We start from the raw sequence: 18282 nt of genomic DNA, 5'->3' as shown, positions 1-18282 counted from the left end.
GGAGGCGTGTGCCGTTTGGCCGGGGCGCCTCGGTTGGGGTCTTCGTTGTCGTTTGGTTCGAGGCCGGCCCGCTGAACGCAAAAACTCGCCGGGACGCCCTGGTGAGTGTTCCGGCGGGATGAGCTCATCGGACTGGGATACGACTCCCGGCCTCGAAAGAGCGCGCTACATAGTCGTAAGCGGCCTTCCCGTCAACGCGACTCCGAGGGGCGAGCCCTCAGGGGCGCGCGACGGGCAGGTTGCGGGCCAGGAAGGCGTCCAGCGCCTCCAGAATCCGGGTCCGCGACGCGGTCTTGGTGAGATAGTGGTTCTCCCCCGCCAGCGCCACATACTCCACCGGCTTGCCGGCCTTCGTCAGCGCCTCCGACATCTTCGTCGAGTGCAGCGGATCGACGATGGTGTCCTGGTCGCCGTGGAGCAGCAGGACGGGCGCGCCGGCCCTGGCGGCGTTCTTCAGCGGCGAGATGGCCTCGATCTTGTCCGGCGTCGCGCCGGCGATCTGCTGACGCAGCGCCCGGAAGGACTTCGACGTCCGTCCGTAGTCGCTGCCGTGCGCCCCGATGAGCAGGCCCAGGTCGGAGACGCCGGCGATCGAGGCGGCGCAGCGATACGCCTCCGGATGGAAGACCGCTCCCGAGAGTGCGGCATAACCGCCGAAGCTGTGGCCCACGATGCAGACCCGGGCGGGATCGACCGCGCCGCCGGCGGCCATGGCGGCCACGCCGTCGAGCAGGTCGGTCTGCATCTTGCCGCCCCACTCCCCGTTCCCCGCCTTCTCGAAGGCCGCGCCGAAGCCCGCCGAGCCGCGGTACTGCGGCCGCAGCACCGCATAGCCGCGGCTGGCCAGGAAATGCGTGAGGTAGTCGAAGCTGTCGTCGTCCCGCGCCGAGGGCCCGCCGTGCGGCAGGACCACCAGCGGCGCCTTGGCCCCGCTCTCCGGCGCGCCGGGCGGCAGCGTGAAGTAGGCCGGGATCTCCAGCCCGTCGCGCGCCTTGTAGCTGAGGAAGGTCGTCCGTCCGAGCTTCGCGCCCGCCAGCTCCGGATACGCCTCGCCGATGGGCGAGATCTCCTTGCGGGGGCGGTCGAAAAGATACCAGGTCGGCGGCGTATCCATGCCCTCCACCTGGGCCAGCATCCGCGTCCGGTCCTTCGACCAGGAGACGATGCTCACCGTCTTGCCCTTGAACGCCCGCGTCAGGGTGGCGGACGCCGCGGCGAAGTCCTGGTCGCTCCACTCGACCGGCTTGCCGCTGCGGGCGACGCCGATCGGCGTCGCCCGCTGGCTGTCCCAGACGAGCCAGGTGTTGGCGTCGGCCACGGGCGCGCCCACCGGCTCCGGCGCCCCGCCGGCCAGCCTGTAGCGCATGATCTGTCCGCCCTGCGGCGTGTCGATCCGGATGTAGGCGGCGTCCTCGGGATCGGAATAGCCCAGGTAGGCGAACACGGGCTCGTTCGGCCCCTCGATGCGCAGCAGCGCCCAGGTCCGGGAGCCCTTCGGCCGTCCACGGATGCTCACGCGTCCGTTCAGTTCGTCGACCGACAGCATCACCCGGGCCTCGCCCTTCAGGTCGACGTCCCAGCCCTCGGTGTCGAAGTCGCCCTTCTCGATCTGGCGTCCGCGGCCTGTGGAGGGGTCGACCGTGAACAGTGCGGCGATGAGCGGATTGCCGTCGCCGCCCTTGCGGGCGAAGCGGGTGTTGATGTCGCCTTCCGGCTTGGCCGCCAGCGTCAGGCCGCGGACGATCACCTGCGGCTTGGGCTCGGTGACCACGCCCACCACCGGCTGGCTGACCAGGTACTGCGACAGGCCGTCCGACATCAGCAGGTAGGAGGCCACCTTGCCGTCCGGCTTCACGGCCACGTTGCGCTCGAAGCGGTAGTCGTTGCGCGGGCCGACCTTCTCCCAGACGGCGATCCGGGCGATGGCGTAGTTGTCGCCGGCCCAGTCGATGGACACGGTCTCCACGTCCCCCAGCCGTAGCGCGTTCACGTTGGGCTGGTCGATGACCATGAAGCTGATGGTGCGATCGGCGGGTCCCCCGCCCAGGATCGCGATGCCCTGCCCGTTCGGCGAGATCTCGGCCTCGACGACGGCCGGAAGCCGCGCGAACGCCGAGACGCCGGGCGCGCCCTGCGCCAGGGCCGCACCATGAACGCTCGCGGCCAGCGCCACGGCGGTAAGCTTGCGATACATCGAGTTCCCCCCAGAACCGGAACCACCCTAGGTGGCGCGCCGAGCCTCTGCAAGGCGGGGGGCAGACAACCGGCGGCCGAGCCGCCATGAAATAGCCTCGCCGGTCGCGCTACGCTTCACGGCGAAGCTTGACCATTGCTTGGAGCGCCATTTGGCGGCTGGACGGGGCCGAACCTACAGAGCCGTGGCGATCTCGGTGGTCGCACACGCCGTCGTCCTGACGGCGCTGGCGGTGCATGTCCCCAAGCTGGTCGCTCCCCCCATCCGCTCGGGCCCGCCCGAGCCGATCATCCCGGTGCTGATCCTGCCGCGGGTGCCGCCCGCGCATGCCGGCGGCCCCCCTGCCCCGATCCGCCTGCACCGCCGGGCCCTGCGGCATGCGCCGGCGGCGTTGCCGGTAGCCCCCCTCGTGACGCCCGAACCGCAGGCGCAGCCCAGGCCGGAGACGCCTCGCCCGGCCCAGGCCGTCGCGCCCGACCCCGTGGCGCAGAACGCGCGCCAGGCCCTGCGCGGCCTCGTCGGCTGCGCCAATCCGGCGAGCCTCAGCCGCGAGGAGCGCGAGAAGTGCGACCAGCAGCTCGCCCGCGGGGGACGCGACGCGCCCTTCACCGGCCTCGGCATCGATCGCGGCAAGAGCCGCGACCTCGACCGCGCCGCAGCGCGCCGCGAAGCCGACTTCCGCTACAAGCGCGGCATGCCGGGCTCACAGCCGCGCAATCCGAACGAGGCGATCCCCTGGGACACCCAGCGCAGCCCGCCGGGCGGCACGCCGCACCTGAAGGGCATGGGACAGGGCGCCGAGGATCTCGGGGCCTCGCTCGGCAACGACCGCTCAACGCTCAAGGTCCCCTTCTGATCAGGCGGCCACCCGCGCCTTCATCTCCAGAGGCGCCTCCAGCACCGCCCAGTCGATCATCCCGTCGTGCTGCAGGGTCTCGAATTCGAGGACGCCCAGTTCCTCGAACTTCGGCCGGACGGCCTCGGTGAGCAGGCCGACCCGTTTCAGGTTGGGGATCATCCGCTCGAAGAGGAACCTGCGGAACGCCTGCCCGCCCTGGGTCCGCGCGTTGATCTCCAGCGCCTCCTCGTGCGTGAAGCCGAACTCCTCCGCCACGGTCGTGGAGATCAGCCTGTTCTTCATCACCACGCAGGCCTCGTAGGCGAACTGGGCGCGCTCCTCGATCTCGGCCTGCGGGAGCGAACGGATCCAGTCCTCCAGGTAGTTGACGCCGAAGGCCACGTGGCGGCCCTCGTCGCGCATCACCAGGCCGACGACCTGCTTGAGCAACGGGTCCGGAGTCGTCTCGTGGATGGTCTGGAAGGCGGCCAGCGCCAGCCCCTCGATGAGGATCTGCATGCCGATGAACTTCAGGTCCCAACGTTCGTCGGTCAGGACCTTGTCCAGCAGGAACTTCAGGTTCGGGTTGATCGGGTAGATCATGTGGCACCGCTCCATCAGGTAACGGTGGAACACCTCTACGTGCCGCGCCTCGTCGAAGGTCTGCGAGGCCGCGTACAGCTTGGCGTCGTGCGTGGGGGCGCAGCTCACCAGCTGCGAGGCCACCATCAGCGCGCCCTGCTCGCCATGCAGGAACTGCGACAGCGTCTGCGCCGTGGTGCGGCGCATGAAGTCGCCCTTCTGCTCGGGCGTCAGGGCGCGCCACTTCGGATGGTCGCAGAACCCCTCCGGCTCGGGCGGCCGACCGGTCGGCGCCGGCATCTCCAGCGCCCAGTCCACGTCGAGCTCGGAGTTCCAGTTGAACCGCTTGCCCAGCTCGTACAGCCGCCGGATCCGCGAGTTCGCGGCCTCGTAGTCCCAGTTGTACGAACCCGTCAGGGGCGTGCGGAAGATCTCGCGGATCACCTCGACATCGCGGTCGGTGAGCCGATGGGCGAGATCGTCCTCGTCGAAATACTGGACCTCGTTAGGCGGTCCCTTCACGACCTGAACCTGCAGCATATCGTCCTCCCTGTCGGCCCTTCCGGCCTGGGAGCACTATAAAAATGACGCCGGCGTCATCTTTGATCCAGATCAAACGGCCGCGCTTGGCGACAAGCCTCCGGAACGGACGTCAGTCGAAGATGTCGAAGATGTCGAAGCCCTTCTTTTTCTTCTTGTAGTGGTACTGGTCGTCGTACCGGTAACGGCCGTGCTGGCTGTCGTAGGGATGCCGCTTCTTCCATTCGTCCGGATTGCGATGGAAGTCCTGGATCTCGCGGTCGAACCGCTGGCGATCCTCGGCCTGGTGGGTGTGCTCCTGGCGCGTCCCCTCCAGCAGCTTCTCCAGTTCGCCCCGGTCCAGCCACACGCCGCGGCAGGTCGGGCAGATGTCGATCTCCACCCCTCCCCGGTTCACGTTCTGCATCGACGTATTGTCGTTCGGGCAAAGCAGCAGGGGCACCGGGCGATCTCCTCTTTGTCGTCTACGCCCCTGATCTAGGCGCTCGGACGCTGAAGCCAAGCCCGCAAGACGAAACGGCCCGGGATCGCTCCCGGGCCGCTCGTTACGCTCAGGCTACTGGAGAGAGCCCTTAGGACTCCACCTGCTCGCCCACCGCGGCGTCGGCGATTTCCACCGGCAGCGGCTCCATCGCCTCTTCGCGGCTCTGGGTGAGCGCCTCGTCGCGCTTGGCGGCGATGCGCTGCAGGTTGCGCAGGTACGAGCCCGTGCCCGCCGGGATGAGGCGGCCCACGATCACGTTCTCCTTCAGGCCTTCCAGGGTGTCGATCTTGCCCTGGACCGCGGCTTCGGTGAGCACCCGCGTCGTCTCCTGGAACGAGGCCGCGGAGATGAAGCTGCGGGTCTGCAGCGAAGCCTTGGTGATGCCGAGCAGCACGGGCTGCGTCAGGGCCGGACGACCGCCGCGGGCTTCCGCCTTGGCGCTCTCTTCCTCCACCTCGAGCTTGTCGAGGTGGTCGCCCTTGAGCAGGCCGGTGTCGCCCGGCTCGAGGATCTCGACCTTCTGCAGCATCTGACGGACGATCGTCTCGATGTGCTTGTCGTTGATCGGCACGCCCTGCAGTCGGTAGACCTCCTGGATCTCGTTGACCAGGAAGTCGGCCAGCGCCTCGATGCCCTGGATGCGCAGGATGTCGTGCGGATCCGGGTTGCCGTCGATCAGGTACTCGCCCTTGCGGATCACGTCGCCGTCGTGGACGGCGATGTGCTTGCCCTTCGGGATCAGGAACTCGACCGCATCGCCGCCGTCTTCCGGCGTGATCTTGATCCGGCGCTTGTTCTTGTAGTCCCGGCCGAACTCGACCCGGCCGTCCATCTCGGCGATCACCGCGCAGTCCTTCGGACGACGCGCTTCGAACAGCTCCGCCACCCGCGGCAGACCGCCGGTGATGTCGCGGGTCTTGGCGCTTTCCGTCGGGATACGGGCCATCACCTCGCCGGGCTTCACCTCGTCGCCGTCGCCGACGGAGAGAATGGCGCCCACGGGCAGCAGGTAGCGGGCTTCACCGCCGTTCGAGATCCGCTTGTACGAGCCGTCCTCGGCGAGCACCGCCATGGCCGGACGCAGGTCCGAACCCTTGGAGCTGGCGCGCCAGTCGATGACCACGCGGTTCGAGATGCCGGTCGCCTCGTCGGCCTCCTCGCGGAACGAGAAGTTCTCGACGAGGTCCTCGAAGCGGACCTTGCCGCCGACTTCGGTGATGATCGGGGTGGTGTAGGGGTCCCATTCGGCCAGGCGCTGACCGCGCTTGACCTTGTCGCCTTCCTTCACCCGCAGGCGGGCGCCGTAGGGCACCTTGTACGCCTCGCGGTCCTTGCCATCGACCTGCACCGTCAGCTGCAGGTTGCGGCTCATCGAGATGAGCGCGCCGTCCGGAGCCGTCACGGTGTTGCCGGTGATGCGGGCCACGCCTTCGTTGGCGCTCTCGTAGAACGACTGCTCGGCCACCTGGGCGGTGCCGCCGATGTGGAAGGTCCGCATCGTCAGCTGGGTGCCGGGCTCGCCGATCGACTGGGCGGCGATGACGCCCACCGCCTCGCCGATGTTCACCGGCGTGCCGCGCGCCAGGTCGCGGCCGTAGCAGGCGCCGCAGACGCCGGTCTTGGTCTCGCAGGTCAGGACCGAGCGGACCTTCACCGACTGGACGCCGGCGCTTTCCACCAGCTCGATCATGTTCTCGTCGAGATAGGTGTCGGCGGGAACGATGACGTCGTTGCTGCCCGGATCCTTCACGTCCTCGGCCGCGAAACGGCCCAGGATGCGCTGACCCAGCGAGACCAGCACGTCGCCGCCCTCGACCACGGCGCGCAGCGTGATGCCGCGCGTGGTGCCGCAGTCTTCCTCGGTGATGATGCAGTCCTGCGCCACGTCGACGAGACGGCGGGTCAGGTAGCCCGAGTTCGCCGTCTTCAGCGCCGTGTCGGCCAGGCCCTTACGGGCGCCGTGGGTGGAGTTGAAGTACTCCTGGACGGTCAGGCCTTCCTTGAAGTTCGAGATGATGGGCGTCTCGATGATCTCGCCGGAAGGCTTGGCCATCAGGCCGCGCATCCCGCCGAGCTGCTTCATCTGGGCCTGCGAACCGCGGGCGCCCGAGTTGCTCATCATGAAGATCGAGTTGATCTCGCCCTGGCGGCCGTCGGCGCCCACCGGGGCCGAGCTCACCTCGGCCATCATCTCGTCGGCGACGCGATCCGTGGCCTTGGCCCAGGCGTCGACGACCTTGTTGTACTTCTCGCCCTTGGTGATCAGGCCGTCGGCGTACTGCTGCTCGTACTCTTCCACGAGCTTGCGGGTCTCTTCGACGATCGGGGCCTTGCGGGCCGGGATGACGATGTCGTCCTTGCCGAAGGAGATCCCCGCCTTGGCCGCCTCGCGGAAGCCCAGGCCCATGATCTGGTCGGCGAAGATGACCGTCGCCTTCTGACCGCAGTGCCGATAGACGGTGTCGATCAGGTTGCCGATTTCCTTCTTGGTGAGGTTCTTCTCCAGAAGGCGATGGCCGACCGCCGGGTGCTGCGGGAACAGCGCGGCGATCTTCATCCGGCCGGGGCTGGTCTCGATGACCTTGGTCACGAGCGTCCCTTCGGCGTCCATCTCGGTATAGCGGCAGCGGATCTTCGAGTGCAGCGACACGACGCCGGCGTCGAGCGCGGCCTCGATCTCGCCCAGGCTCGCGAACGCCTTGCCCTCGCCGGGCTCGCCGTCCTTGACCAGCGACAGGTAGTACAGGCCCAGCACGATGTCCTGCGACGGCACGATGATCGGCCGGCCGTTGGCGGGCGACAGGATGTTGTTCGTGCTCATCATCAGCACGCGCGCTTCAAGCTGGGCTTCCAGCGAGAGCGGCACGTGGACGGCCATCTGGTCGCCGTCGAAGTCGGCGTTGAAGGCGGCGCAGACCAGCGGGTGAAGCTGGATCGCCTTGCCTTCGATCAGCTTGGGCTCGAACGCCTGGATGCCCAGGCGGTGCAGGGTCGGCGCGCGGTTCAGAAGCACGGGGTGCTCGCGGATCACCTCGTCCAGGATGTCCCAAACGGCCGGCTGCTCACGCTCCACCATGCGCTTGGACTGCTTGACGGTGCCCGACAGGCCCTTGGCGTCCAGGCGCGCATAGATGAACGGCTTGAACAGCTCGAGCGCCATCTTCTTGGGCAGGCCGCACTCGTGCAGCTTCAGCTCGGGACCCACCACGATGACCGAACGGCCCGAGTAGTCCACGCGCTTGCCCAGCAGGTTCTGGCGGAAGCGACCCTGCTTGCCCTTCAGCATGTCGGCCAGCGACTTCAGCGGACGCTTGTTGGCGCCCGTGATCACGCGGCCGCGGCGGCCGTTGTCGAACAGGGCGTCGACGGCTTCCTGCAGCATCCGCTTTTCGTTGCGGATGATGATGTCCGGCGCGCGCAGCTCGATGAGGCGCTTCAGGCGGTTGTTCCGGTTGATGACCCGGCGGTACAGGTCGTTCAGGTCCGAGGTCGCGAAGCGGCCGCCGTCCAGCGGCACCAGCGGGCGCAGTTCCGGCGGGATCACGGGGATCACCGTCAGGACCATCCACTCGGGCTTGTTGTTGCTCTCGGTGAAGTTCTCGATGAGCTTCAGGCGCTTGGACGCCTTCTTCAGCTTCATCTCGGACGTCGTCGTCTGCAGCTCCTCGCGAAGCTTCTCGGCCTCCTTCTCGAGGTCGATGCCGCGCAGCAGGCCCTGGACCGCCTCGGCGCCGATCTCGGCGGTGAAGCTGTCGTCGCCGAACTCTTCCTGGAAGCGCAGGTAGTCGTCTTCCGACAGGAGCTGGTGCAGCTTCAGCGGCGTCAGGCCCGGCTCGGTGACGATGTAGTTCTCGAAGTAGAGGACGCGCTCGACGTCCTTCAGCGCCATGTCCAGCATCAGGGCGATGCGGCTCGGCAGCGACTTCAGGAACCAGATGTGGGCGACCGGCGAGGCCAGCTCGATGTGGCCCATCCGCTCGCGGCGGACGCGCGCCAGGGTCACTTCGACCCCGCACTTCTCGCAGATGATGCCCTTGTACTTCATCCGCTTGTACTTGCCGCAAAGGCACTCGTAGTCCTTCGTCGGCCCGAAGATGCGGGCGCAGAACAGGCCGTCACGTTCCGGCTTGAACGTACGGTAGTTGATGGTCTCGGGCTTCTTGATCTCGCCGAACGACCACGAGCGGATCTTTTCCGGCGAGGCCAGCGCGATACGGATCTGGTCGAAGGTCGGAGCGGCCTGGACCGGATTGAAGATGTTCAGGACTTCCTGGTTCATCTCGGTTCCTTCTGCGGGACGGGGCCCGCGAAAATTTCAAAGCAGGACGGGTGGGCGGACCGCCCTCCTCCGCATCGCTGCGAAGGAGGGCATGTAGGGTCCCGTCAGCTGTTCTCCAGCTCCACGTTGAGGCCCAGGGAGCGCATCTCCTTGACCAGCACGTTGAAGCTTTCCGGGATGCCGGCTTCGAAGGTGTCATCGCCGCGGACGATGGACTCGTAGACCTTCGTCCGGCCGGCCACGTCGTCCGACTTCACCGTCAGCATTTCCTGCAGGGTGTAGGCGGCGCCGTAGGCTTCCAGGGCCCACACTTCCATTTCCCCGAAGCGCTGACCGCCGAACTGGGCCTTACCGCCCAGCGGCTGCTGGGTGACGAGGCTGTACGGACCGATCGACCGGGCGTGGATCTTGTCGTCGACCAGGTGGTGCAGCTTCAGCATGTAGATGTAGCCGACCGTGACCGGACGCTTGAACCGCTCGCCGGACTGGCCGTCGTACAGGTACGACTGACCCGACCGGTCGAGGCCCGCCTTCTCCAGCAGGTTCTCGATGTCGTCGATGTGGGCGCCGTCGAAGACCGGAGTGGCGAACGGGATGCCCTTCGACAGGTTCCGGGCCAGCTCGACCAGCTCCTCTTCCGTTTCCGGCAGCTCCTCATCGGGGCCGTAGACGTCGCGCAGATGGTCGATCAGGGCCTGCTTCTGGCCGCCGTGCTGCCAATCCTCGAGCAGGCACTGGACCTGCTTGCCGAGGCCGGCGGCGGCCCAACCCAGGTGGGTCTCGAAGATCTGGCCGACGTTCATCCGCGAGGGCACGCCCAGCGGGTTCAGCACGATGTCCACCGAGGTGCCGTCTTCCAGGTACGGCATGTCCTCGATCGGCAGGATCTTGGAGATGACGCCCTTGTTGCCGTGACGGCCGGCCATCTTGTCGCCCGGCTGCAGCTTGCGCTTCACCGCCACGAACACCTTGACCATCTTCATCACGCCGGGCGGCAGCTCGTCGCCGCGCTGCAGCTTGTCGACCTTGTCCTCGAAGCGCCGGTCGAGACGCTTGCGGGCGTCGTCGAACTGCTTGCGCAGGGCCTCCAGCTCGCCCATCGCCTTCTCGTCGTCGAGGGCGATCTGCGACCACAGGCCGGGCGCGATCTCTTCCAGCTTCTCGGTGGTGATCTCGCCGCGGCCCAGGCCCTTCGGACCCGAGACGGCGTTCTTGCCCACCAGCAGCTGGCGCAGACGGCCCTGGAAGTTGCGGTTCAGGATCGCGAACTCGTCGTCGCGGTCCTTGCCCAGGCGGTCGATCTCGGCCCGTTCGATGGCCAGCGCGCGCTCGTCCTTGTCGACGCCGTGACGGTTGAAGACGCGGACTTCCACGATCGTGCCGGCGACGCCCGGGGGCAGACGCAGGGAGGTGTCGCGGACGTCGGACGCCTTTTCGCCGAAGATGGCGCGCAGCAGCTTCTCTTCCGGCGTCATCGGGCTTTCGCCCTTCGGCGTGACCTTGCCGACCAGGATGTCGCCCGGCTGGACCTCGGCGCCGATCGCCACGATGCCCGCTTCGTCGAGGTTGCGGAGCGCTTCCTCGCCGACGTTCGGGATGTCGCGGGTGATCTCTTCCGGACCCAGCTTGGTGTCGCGGGCCATGACCTCGAACTCCTCGATGTGGATCGAGGTGAAGACGTCATCGCGCACGATCCGCTCGGAGATCAGGATCGAGTCTTCGAAGTTGTAGCCGTTCCAGGGCATGAACGCGACGAGGGCGTTGCGGCCCAGCGCCAGTTCGCCCAGCTCGGTCGAGGGGCCGTCGGCGATCACGTCGCCGGCCTTCACCGCGTCGCCCACGCGCACCAGCGGACGCTGGTTGATGCAGGTCGAGGTGTTCGAGCGCTGGAACTTCTGCAGGCGGTAGATGTCGACGCCCGGCTTCGAGGGGTCGGTCTCTTCCGTCGCGTGGATGACGATCCGGGTGCCGTCGATCTGCTCGACCACGCCGGTGCGGCGGGCGACGACCACGGCGCCGGAGTCCACCGCCACCACGCTCTCCATGCCGGTGCCGACCAGCGGCGCATCGGACTCGATGAGCGGCACGGCCTGCTTCTGCATGTTCGAGCCCATCAGGGCGCGGTTGGCGTCGTCGTTTTCCAGGAACGGGATCAGCGAGGCGGCCACCGAGACGACCTGCTTCGGCGACACGTCCATCAGGTCGACGTCGGCCCGGGGCAGCAGCGAGGGTTCGCCGTTGATCCGGCCGGGGACGAGGTCCTCGACGATCTCGCCGCCGTCCAGCTTGATGTTCGCCTGGGCGATGACGTGCTTCGCCTCTTCCATGGCCGACATGTAGACCACCTCGTCGGTGATCTTGCCGTCACGGATGCGGCGGTACGGGCTCTCGATGAAGCCGTACTTGTTGACCACCGCGTGAGTGGCCAGCGAGTTGATCAGGCCGATGTTCGGGCCTTCCGGCGTCTCGATCGGGCAGATCCGGCCGTAGTGGGTCGGGTGCACGTCGCGGACCTCGAAGCCCGCGCGTTCGCGGGTCAGGCCGCCCGGGCCCAGCGCCGAGAGGCGGCGCTTGTGGGTGATCTCGGACAGCGGGTTCGTCTGGTCCATGAACTGCGACAGCTGCGAGGAGCCGAAGAACTCCCGCACGGCCGCGGCCGCCGGCTTGGCGTTGATCAGGTCGTGCGGCATGACCGTGTCGATATCGACGCTGCTCATGCGCTCCTTGATCGCGCGCTCCATGCGCAGCAGGCCGACGCGGTACTGGTTCTCCAGCAGCTCGCCCACCGAACGCACCCGGCGGTTGCCCAGGTTGTCGATGTCGTCGATCTCGCCGCGGCCGTCGCGCAGGCCCACCAGGGTGAGCAGCACGGCGATCACGTCGTCCTTGCGCAGGATGCGGACGTCATCGGGGCAGTCCAGCTCGAGACGCATGTTCATCTTCACGCGGCCGACCGAGGAGAGGTCGTAGCGCTCGCTGTCGAAGAACAGGCTCTTGAACATCGCCTCGGCGGCTTCGACCGTCGGCGGCTCGCCTGGGCGCATCACGCGATAGATGTCGAACAGCGCGTCCTCGCGGGCGGTGTTCTTGTCCACGCGAAGGGTGTTGCGCATGTAGGCGCCGACCGTGACCTCGTCGATGTCGAGCACGTCGAGCGTGGTGAAGCCCTGCTCTTCCAGCGACGCCAGCAGCGTGGCGTCCAGCTCGTCGCCGGCTTCGGCGTAGATTTCGCCCGTCTCGTAGTTGACGAGGTCCTTGGCCAGGTAGCGGCCCGCCAGCGCCTCGGGCGCGAGCAGCAGGGTCTTCAGGCCGGCGTCGGCGAACTTCTTGGCGTTCCGAGCCGAGATCTTGGTGCCGGCCGGCGCGATCTCCTCGCCGGTGTCGGCGTCGACCAGCGGGAACTCCGGCTTAACGCCGCGCCAGCGCTCGGCCTTGTACGGCGTGGCCCAGCCGTCGCCCTTCTTCTCGTAGGGCACGGTGTCGTAGAACGTGGAGAGGATCTCCTCCCCGTCCATGCCCAGCGCCATCAGGAAGGTCGAGGCCGGCAGCTTACGGCGGCGGTCGATACGGACGTAGACGATGTCCTTGGCGTCGAATTCGAAGTCGAGCCACGAGCCGCGGTAAGGGATCACGCGGGCGGCGAAGAGCAGCTTGCCCGAAGCGTGGGTCTTGCCCTTGTCGTGGTCGAAGAAGACGCCCGGCGAGCGGTGCATCTGGGAGACGATGACGCGCTGGGTCCCGTTGACGATGAAGGTGCCCTTCTCCGTCATGAGCGGGATGTCGCCCATGTAGACGTCCTGCTCCTTGATGTCCTTCACGGAGCGGGCGCCGGTCTCTTCGTCCGTTTCGAAGACGATCAGGCGCAGCTTCACCTTCAGCGGCGCGGCATAGGTCATGTCGCGCTGGACGCATTCCTCGACGTCGTACTTCGGCTCCTCGAACTCGTAGGAGACGTACTCGAGCACCGCGCGCTCGTTGAAGTCCTTGATCGGGAAGACCGACTTGAAGACCGCCTCGATGCCCTCGTCCCGGCGCTCGCCCGGACGGACCTCGCGCTGCAGGAACTGTTCGTAGGACGAACGCTGAACCTCGATCAGGTTCGGCATCTGCACGGCTTCGGGGATGCGGCCGAAAGACTTCCGGATCCGCTTCTTACCGGTGAAGGACTGCGCCATTTTGATCCCTTGAGAACGGCGCGGAACGGAGTCCTGCCGTCGAGCTTTTCATCCTGCGTCCACCCTCGAACTTCCCGGACGGGAAGCCGGACGCTGGAAACCCCTGTATCGTCAGGGGCGCCCCTTCGCATGGTCGGAGGGCGGCGGACCATGCCTCGGGACATCACGCGCGAAAAAGCCGCGTCGGCAGAAGACGGAATCGGGATTGTTCGCGAACGGGCGGAAGTAAGCCCTTTCGGGCCGCTTGTGAAGCCCCCGGCGCCAAGAAAATGCGCCGCAAAGGGCGAGCGGCGCCGGACCCTTGGGTCCGACGCCGCTCTTGGGGTCAACCCGGGCAGATCCCGGGATGTGCTAGCTTCCGATCTTGCGCTGGTCGCGCATCCCTCCAACCCAGGACGGCGGCCGGAAGTTCCCGACTACTCCGCGGCCTGCAGCGCCGGCTTTCCGAAGGGTCGCCAGGCCTTCTCGGCATAGCGCGCCAGGTACTCGGGATGCTCGGTGCCGCAGACCCGGTCCCACCAAGTGAACCAGGCGGCGTAGTTCCAGCCCGCCTGCGCATGGTGCAGGTCGTGGTGAGTGGTGGTGACGATGAAGTCCAGCATCGGCCGTCCGTCCCGCCGCGCCGGCATCAGCTCGTAGCCCGAGTGCAGCAGGGTGTTGGTGACGATCTGGTACAGCATCACCCACTGCATGGCGTCCCGGTGCATCGGGAACACCGCCGGCAGGACGACGACGTAGCCGAACAGCACCAGCGCCTCCCCGATGTCGAAGCTGTAGGCCGTGAACGGCGACGGGTTGTTGCTGCGGTGGTGCCGCCGGTGGAAGCGCCGGAACAGCCTGGGATCGTGCATCAGCCGGTGGGTCCAGTAGAACCAGGCGTCCAGAGCCACGACGCCGACGACGATCGACACCGCCAGCCAGGGCGCGCCCCAGCTCGTGGCCAGCGGCGTCAGCGGATAGAGGCCGGCCCGGTGCATGTACCAGGTGACCACGCCGGCCGTGGCGAAGATCACCATCGTCCGCAGCGAGAACAGCGCCTCGGTGACGAGCTGCCGCGCCGGCGGCGTGGCGTCCCGAATCTTTCGCGCCGCGAGCAGCGGCCTGAGCACCACCCAGAGCGCCAGCCATATGGCGACGGTGAAGATCAGGTAGCGCTCGAGCGTCGGCTTGAGCTCGGCCAGCCAGGCGGCGGCGGCGTCGGCGAGAAAGGCGTCCATATGGGCGATCCCCTTGCAATGTCCGCAAAGGAGAGCCCCGCCCGCCGCCGACGTCTCGCCGCGGCTGGAAAAGCCTCGCCGATTTCGAAATCAGACGGCTTCTTGCAATTCCGGCGAGGCCAGGGCCTGGCGCCGCCACTCGGTGGGCGTGACGCCGGTGGCGGCGCGGAAGGCGCGGTTGAACGGCCCCAGCGAGCCGTAGCCGAGGTCATAGGCGATGGCGGCCACCGTCGCGCGCGCCTGCGCCGGATCGGCCAGCCGCCGCTTGGCCGCCTCGATCCGATGGGCGTTCAGGAACTCGGCGAAGTTGCGGTGCCCCAGGCGCTGGTTGATCAGCCGGCGCAGGCGATGCTCGGGCGCGCCCACCGCCTGCGCGAGCGCGCCGATGGTGAGCCCCTCCGTCCGCCATCCCTCGCTCGCCATGAACGCGTCGAGCTCGCGCAGCAGCGTCCGGTCCGCCGCCTCGGCCCTCGCGTCCACGGCCACCGGACGCCGCGGGGCGCCGAAGACCTCGCCGCGGGCCTGCAGGAACACGATGGCGCTGGCCAACGCCAGGACCGCCACGACGAGCCCGCCGTACAGCTCGCCGACGTCGACGTAGCGGACGGCCGCGTTGGGCTGGATGCGGTTGCTGATCGCCAGCACGACCATCACCACGCTGAACGTCGCCGCGAGGCCGAGCACCGGCCCGCGCAGGCGCCGGCGCGCCTCCAGCAGGTCGCCCGACCAGCCTTCGACGATCATCCAGAGGATGTGCAGCGACAGCAGCCCGCTGAACAGGTTGCGCGCGCCCCAAAGCCAGTCGGGAGCCGCGGCGGGATCCGGCCCCATGAGGAAGCCGCTGATCCAGAGGAGGCCGACGGGGACGAGCGCCAGGGGAGTCACCGGCCGGTCGCGGAAGACGGCGGCGGCGAATAGCCAGAAGAACCCCGCCACCGGACACGCCAGCGTCATCAGCCACCGGGCGTGGCCCGTCGCCGCCCACAGGGCGTCGGACTCGGTGATGATCCAGGCCGCGGCGCTGATCCCGAACGCGAGGCTGACCAGCCGCACCGCGCGGCTCAGCTCCGAGCGCTGAACGGCGAGCGCCAGGGCCAGCACGCCGCCCACGGCGACGCCGCGGATGAACATGTCGAGGAGGAGCGGCCAGTCCGTCACGCGCCGAGCCTACCACGGCGGCGGCGGCCACGAAAAAGGGCCGGGATCGCTCCCGGCCCTCGATCGTCTGAAGCGGGTGACCCGCGCCAGCCAGACTACTTGATCTGGACGGAGGCGCCGGCTTCTTCCAGCTTCTTCTTGATCTCTTCCGCTTCCTGCTTGGAAACGTTTTCCTTCACGTTCTGCGGAGCGCCTTCGACGAGGTCCTTGGCTTCCTTCAGGCCGAGGTCCGGACGGACGCCGCGGACTTCCTTGATCACGTTGATCTTCTTGTCGCCGCCGGCGGTCAGAACAACGGTGAACTCGGTTTGCTCTTCAGCGGCTTCGGCCGGAGCCGCGCCACCGCCGGCGCCCGGAGCGGCGGCCACGGCCACCGGAGCGGCGGCCGAGACGCCCCACTTTTCTTCGAGCAGCTTGGAGAGCTCAGCGGCTTCCAGCACGGTCAGGGCGGACAGGTCTTCGACCAGCTTTTCGAGATTAGCCATTTCGTTCGATCCTTGATTTCAGAGGTTTGTCGGGAAGATGACGATCTAGGCGGCGTCTTTGGCGGCGTAGGCGCCCATGACGCGAGCCAGTTGACCAGCCGGCGCCTGCAGCACGCCGGCGATCTTGGTCGCGGGCGCCTGGATGAGGCCGATGATCTTGGCGCGAAGCTGGTCCAGCGACGGCAGGGTCGCGAGCGCGCTCACACCCTTCTGGTCGAGAACCTGCTGACCCATCAGGCCGCCGATGACAGTGAACTTGTCGTTGTCCTTGGCGTACTGGGTCGCGACCTTGGCGGCGGAGACGGGGTCCGGGCCGAAGGCGATGGCGACGGGGCCCTTGAAGAGGGCGTCGCCCGCTTCACCGGCCGCGCCTTCGAGCGCCTTCTGAGCCAGGGTGTTCTTCACCACCTTCAGCTGGGCGCCCTGCTCACGCAGCTTGCCCCGCAGATCGGTCATTTCCGCAACGGTCAGACCCATGTAGTGGGTCACGACCACGGCGCCGGAAGTGTCGAAAACGCCCTTGAGCGCCTCGATGGCTTCCTGCTTTTGAGCGCGGTCCATTGCGGTCTCCATACTCAGGTTCGACGCACGCGCGATTGCGCACGCCGGTAAGCAACCTGTCCTGTGAGAGAAGCCGCAGCCTCGCGCTCATCCGGATCGGACGGCGGCGAAACTTCATCTTCCCGTCTCCCTGCGTCCGAGGAAGGGCTCTTCCCCGCGTTACGGCCTCCGGTGGCCCCGGCGGCTGCGCAGTTCTTGGACAGGATGGACATGCCCGAAGGCGTGCCCGTCCTCGCCTGTCCTCCGGAGAGGATCGACGAAGCGCGGGCCTTTACACGAACCGGCCCGCCGGTTCAACCCGCCGCCAGCCAGGTCTCCAGCGCCCGGGCCTTGGCCAGATCCTTCGGCCGCCCGAACTCGCGCAGGATGCGCAGCTGCTCGGCCGCCGTCGGCAGGGCGATGTCCAGGTCGCCGAAGCGGCGCGGCTCGGTCGCGCGGACCTTCACCGGGGACCAGCCGCCCGCGGTGCGCAGTTCGAGGTCGCCCATCACCTCCACCGCCCCCTCGGGCGCGAGGTAGCGGGAGAAGCGCGAGCGGAACGCCGCGGCGGGATCCGGCGCATAGTCCGTCTGCCGCCAGCCGGCCCAGGCGGCTTCCAGCGTCGACGCGCCGCGCGCCGTCGTCAGGACGTCGAGGTCGGGACAGTCCGCCACCGGCAGCCCCAGCATCATCAGCGCCCCGCTGCCGATGATCGTCCAAGGCTCCGTCAGCGCCGCCAGGTCGGGCGCGAGCCGACGGACCAGGGCCTCCAGGTCAGCCGGGCTCACCCCTGCCCGCCCCAGTTCGCCGGGCGCTTCTCCATCCAGGCCTTCACGCCCTCCCTGTAGTCGGGCTCGCGGGCCATCTGCTCCAGCAGCGCCTCGGCGGCTCGCACCGAACTCGCCGCGTCGCGGTGCAGGTCGCGGTAGATCTGCCGCTTGGTCTCCCGCGCCGAGCCGGGCGCCACTGTGCGCGCCAGGTCCCGGGCGTAGGCCAGCGCCTCCTCCATCAGCCGCTCGGGCGGGACGATTCGGTTCAGGAAGCCCATCGCCATCGCCTGCTCCGCCGTGAAGACGCGGCTCGAGAGCAGGATGTCGTTGGCGTGGGTCAGACCGACGATCCTCGGCAGCACCCAGGAGAGCCCGAACTCGGCCGGGAAGTTGAACCGCCCGTGCGCGGCCGTGAACTTCACGCCGGGCGCGCAGAACCGCAGGTCCGCGAAGGCCGCCAGCACCAGGCCCACGCCCGCCGCCGCGCCGTTGATCGCCGCCAGGATCGGCTTGCCCACGCCGAAGTGGTAGGCGAAGGCCGCGTCGAAGGCCGGATCGACGCCGAAGCCCGGCTCGGCGATGTCCTCGGGCGTGCCAGGATCGTAGCCGCCCTTCTCGGAATGCCCCTCCAGCGCCTGAAGGTCGGCCCCGGCGCAGAACGCCTGCCCCTCCGGATCGCCGGTGACGACGATCACCCGCACCGCCGGATCGCGATCGGCTTCGCGCAGCACCCAGCGGTATTCGGTGTGCATCCGCCCGGTCCAGGCGTTGCGGCGCTTGGGCCGCGACAGCGTCACGACCGCGATCCCGTCGGTCACTTCGTAGCGGACAGCCTTGAGCTCCATGCCGCCATTAGAGCCCAGCTCGCGGTGAAATCGGAAGCCCGCTCTCGCCTCCGCGCGAGCGGAGGCTCTGCTGTTCGACCGCCAAGACGCCAAGCACGCCAAGGGGGTTCGGCGCCGACCTCTTGGCGCTCTTGGCGTCCTGGCGGTGAATAGGACGCCTGCGGCGCTCGCCGGG

At 68.1% G+C, this 18282-nt stretch carries 12 protein-coding genes; 1 reads left to right on the top strand and 11 read right to left on the bottom strand.

Annotated features, from left to right (window positions below; translation table 11 throughout):
* Positions 1-217 precede the first annotated feature (217 nt).
* Positions 218-2194 carry an alpha/beta hydrolase family protein gene (locus ACO2Q0_RS12530; RefSeq protein WP_423351853.1) on the bottom strand — a complete coding sequence of 659 codons (1977 nt, stop codon included), beginning with the start codon at positions 2192-2194 and terminating at the stop codon, positions 218-220.
* A gap of 184 nt (positions 2195-2378) precedes the next feature.
* On the opposite strand from ACO2Q0_RS12530, the gene ACO2Q0_RS12525 reads away from it, so the two are divergent.
* Positions 2379-3050: a hypothetical protein gene (locus tag ACO2Q0_RS12525; protein ID WP_423351852.1), complete on the top strand. Its 672-nt coding sequence runs from the start codon at positions 2379-2381 to the stop codon at positions 3048-3050.
* On the opposite strand, the gene ACO2Q0_RS12520 is transcribed toward ACO2Q0_RS12525, so the two are convergent.
* The 10 genes from ACO2Q0_RS12520 to ACO2Q0_RS12475 all read right to left on the bottom strand — a co-directional run bounded on the left by ACO2Q0_RS12520 (position 3051) and on the right by ACO2Q0_RS12475 (position 18107).
* Entirely contained in the window at positions 3051-4154 is a 1104-nt protein-coding gene (locus ACO2Q0_RS12520; RefSeq protein ID WP_423351851.1) for a ferritin-like domain-containing protein, read from the bottom strand.
* 112 nt (positions 4155-4266) lie between these two features.
* On the bottom strand, positions 4267-4596 hold the full coding sequence (locus ACO2Q0_RS12515; RefSeq protein WP_423351850.1) for a zf-TFIIB domain-containing protein: 330 nt from the start codon (positions 4594-4596) through the stop codon (positions 4267-4269).
* A gap of 130 nt (positions 4597-4726) precedes the next feature.
* Positions 4727-8917: a DNA-directed RNA polymerase subunit beta' gene (gene rpoC / locus ACO2Q0_RS12510; RefSeq protein ID WP_423351849.1), complete on the bottom strand. Its 4191-nt coding sequence runs from the start codon at positions 8915-8917 to the stop codon at positions 4727-4729.
* A gap of 104 nt (positions 8918-9021) precedes the next feature.
* Complete coding sequence (rpoB, locus tag ACO2Q0_RS12505; protein WP_423351848.1) at positions 9022-13092, bottom strand: DNA-directed RNA polymerase subunit beta; 4071 nt, start codon at positions 13090-13092, stop codon at positions 9022-9024.
* A gap of 416 nt (positions 13093-13508) precedes the next feature.
* The gene (locus ACO2Q0_RS12500) at positions 13509-14309 is read right to left on the bottom strand and encodes a sterol desaturase family protein (protein ID WP_423351847.1); all 801 of its coding nucleotides are present in this window, start codon (positions 14307-14309) and stop codon (positions 13509-13511) included.
* A gap of 90 nt (positions 14310-14399) precedes the next feature.
* Positions 14400-15467 (bottom strand): helix-turn-helix domain-containing protein, encoded by a 1068-nt coding sequence (locus tag ACO2Q0_RS12495; RefSeq protein WP_423351846.1) that lies wholly within the window; start codon positions 15465-15467, stop codon positions 14400-14402.
* A gap of 95 nt (positions 15468-15562) precedes the next feature.
* Positions 15563-15952 (bottom strand): 50S ribosomal protein L7/L12, encoded by a 390-nt coding sequence (gene rplL / locus ACO2Q0_RS12490; protein ID WP_423351845.1) that lies wholly within the window; start codon positions 15950-15952, stop codon positions 15563-15565.
* 45 nt (positions 15953-15997) lie between these two features.
* Positions 15998-16513 carry a 50S ribosomal protein L10 gene (gene rplJ, locus ACO2Q0_RS12485; protein WP_423351844.1) on the bottom strand — a complete coding sequence of 172 codons (516 nt, stop codon included), beginning with the start codon at positions 16511-16513 and terminating at the stop codon, positions 15998-16000.
* Between the two features lie 293 nt (positions 16514-16806).
* The gene (locus ACO2Q0_RS12480) at positions 16807-17280 is read right to left on the bottom strand and encodes a hypothetical protein (RefSeq protein ID WP_423351843.1); all 474 of its coding nucleotides are present in this window, start codon (positions 17278-17280) and stop codon (positions 16807-16809) included.
* Entirely contained in the window at positions 17277-18107 is an 831-nt protein-coding gene (locus ACO2Q0_RS12475) for an enoyl-CoA hydratase-related protein (protein WP_423351842.1), read from the bottom strand. Before ACO2Q0_RS12475 ends, ACO2Q0_RS12480 begins: the two co-directional genes overlap by 4 nt.
* Positions 18108-18282 lie beyond the last annotated feature (175 nt).

The organism is Phenylobacterium sp. VNQ135 (assembly GCF_049445735.1).
Lineage (GTDB): Bacteria > Pseudomonadota > Alphaproteobacteria > Caulobacterales > Caulobacteraceae > Phenylobacterium.
The sequence above is the reverse complement of the archived record's forward strand: the minus strand, read 5'-3'. Positions and strand labels throughout refer to the sequence as shown.

What these genes read in the sequence shown, in the direction of transcription:
- ACO2Q0_RS12530 (WP_423351853.1), bottom strand. Translation starts at nt 2,194, where the DNA reads ATGTATCGCAAGCTTACCGCCGTGGCGCTGGCCGCGAGCGTTCATGGT.
- ACO2Q0_RS12520 (WP_423351851.1), bottom strand. Translation starts at nt 4,154, where the DNA reads ATGCTGCAGGTTCAGGTCGTGAAGGGACCGCCTAACGAGGTCCAGTAT.
- rpoC (WP_423351849.1), bottom strand. Translation starts at nt 8,917, where the DNA reads ATGAACCAGGAAGTCCTGAACATCTTCAATCCGGTCCAGGCCGCTCCG.
- rpoB (WP_423351848.1), bottom strand. Translation starts at nt 13,092, where the DNA reads ATGGCGCAGTCCTTCACCGGTAAGAAGCGGATCCGGAAGTCTTTCGGC.
- ACO2Q0_RS12500 (WP_423351847.1), bottom strand. Translation starts at nt 14,309, where the DNA reads ATGGACGCCTTTCTCGCCGACGCCGCCGCCGCCTGGCTGGCCGAGCTC.
- rplL (WP_423351845.1), bottom strand. Translation starts at nt 15,952, where the DNA reads ATGGCTAATCTCGAAAAGCTGGTCGAAGACCTGTCCGCCCTGACCGTG.
- rplJ (WP_423351844.1), bottom strand. Translation starts at nt 16,513, where the DNA reads ATGGACCGCGCTCAAAAGCAGGAAGCCATCGAGGCGCTCAAGGGCGTT.
- ACO2Q0_RS12475 (WP_423351842.1), bottom strand. Translation starts at nt 18,107, where the DNA reads ATGGAGCTCAAGGCTGTCCGCTACGAAGTGACCGACGGGATCGCGGTC.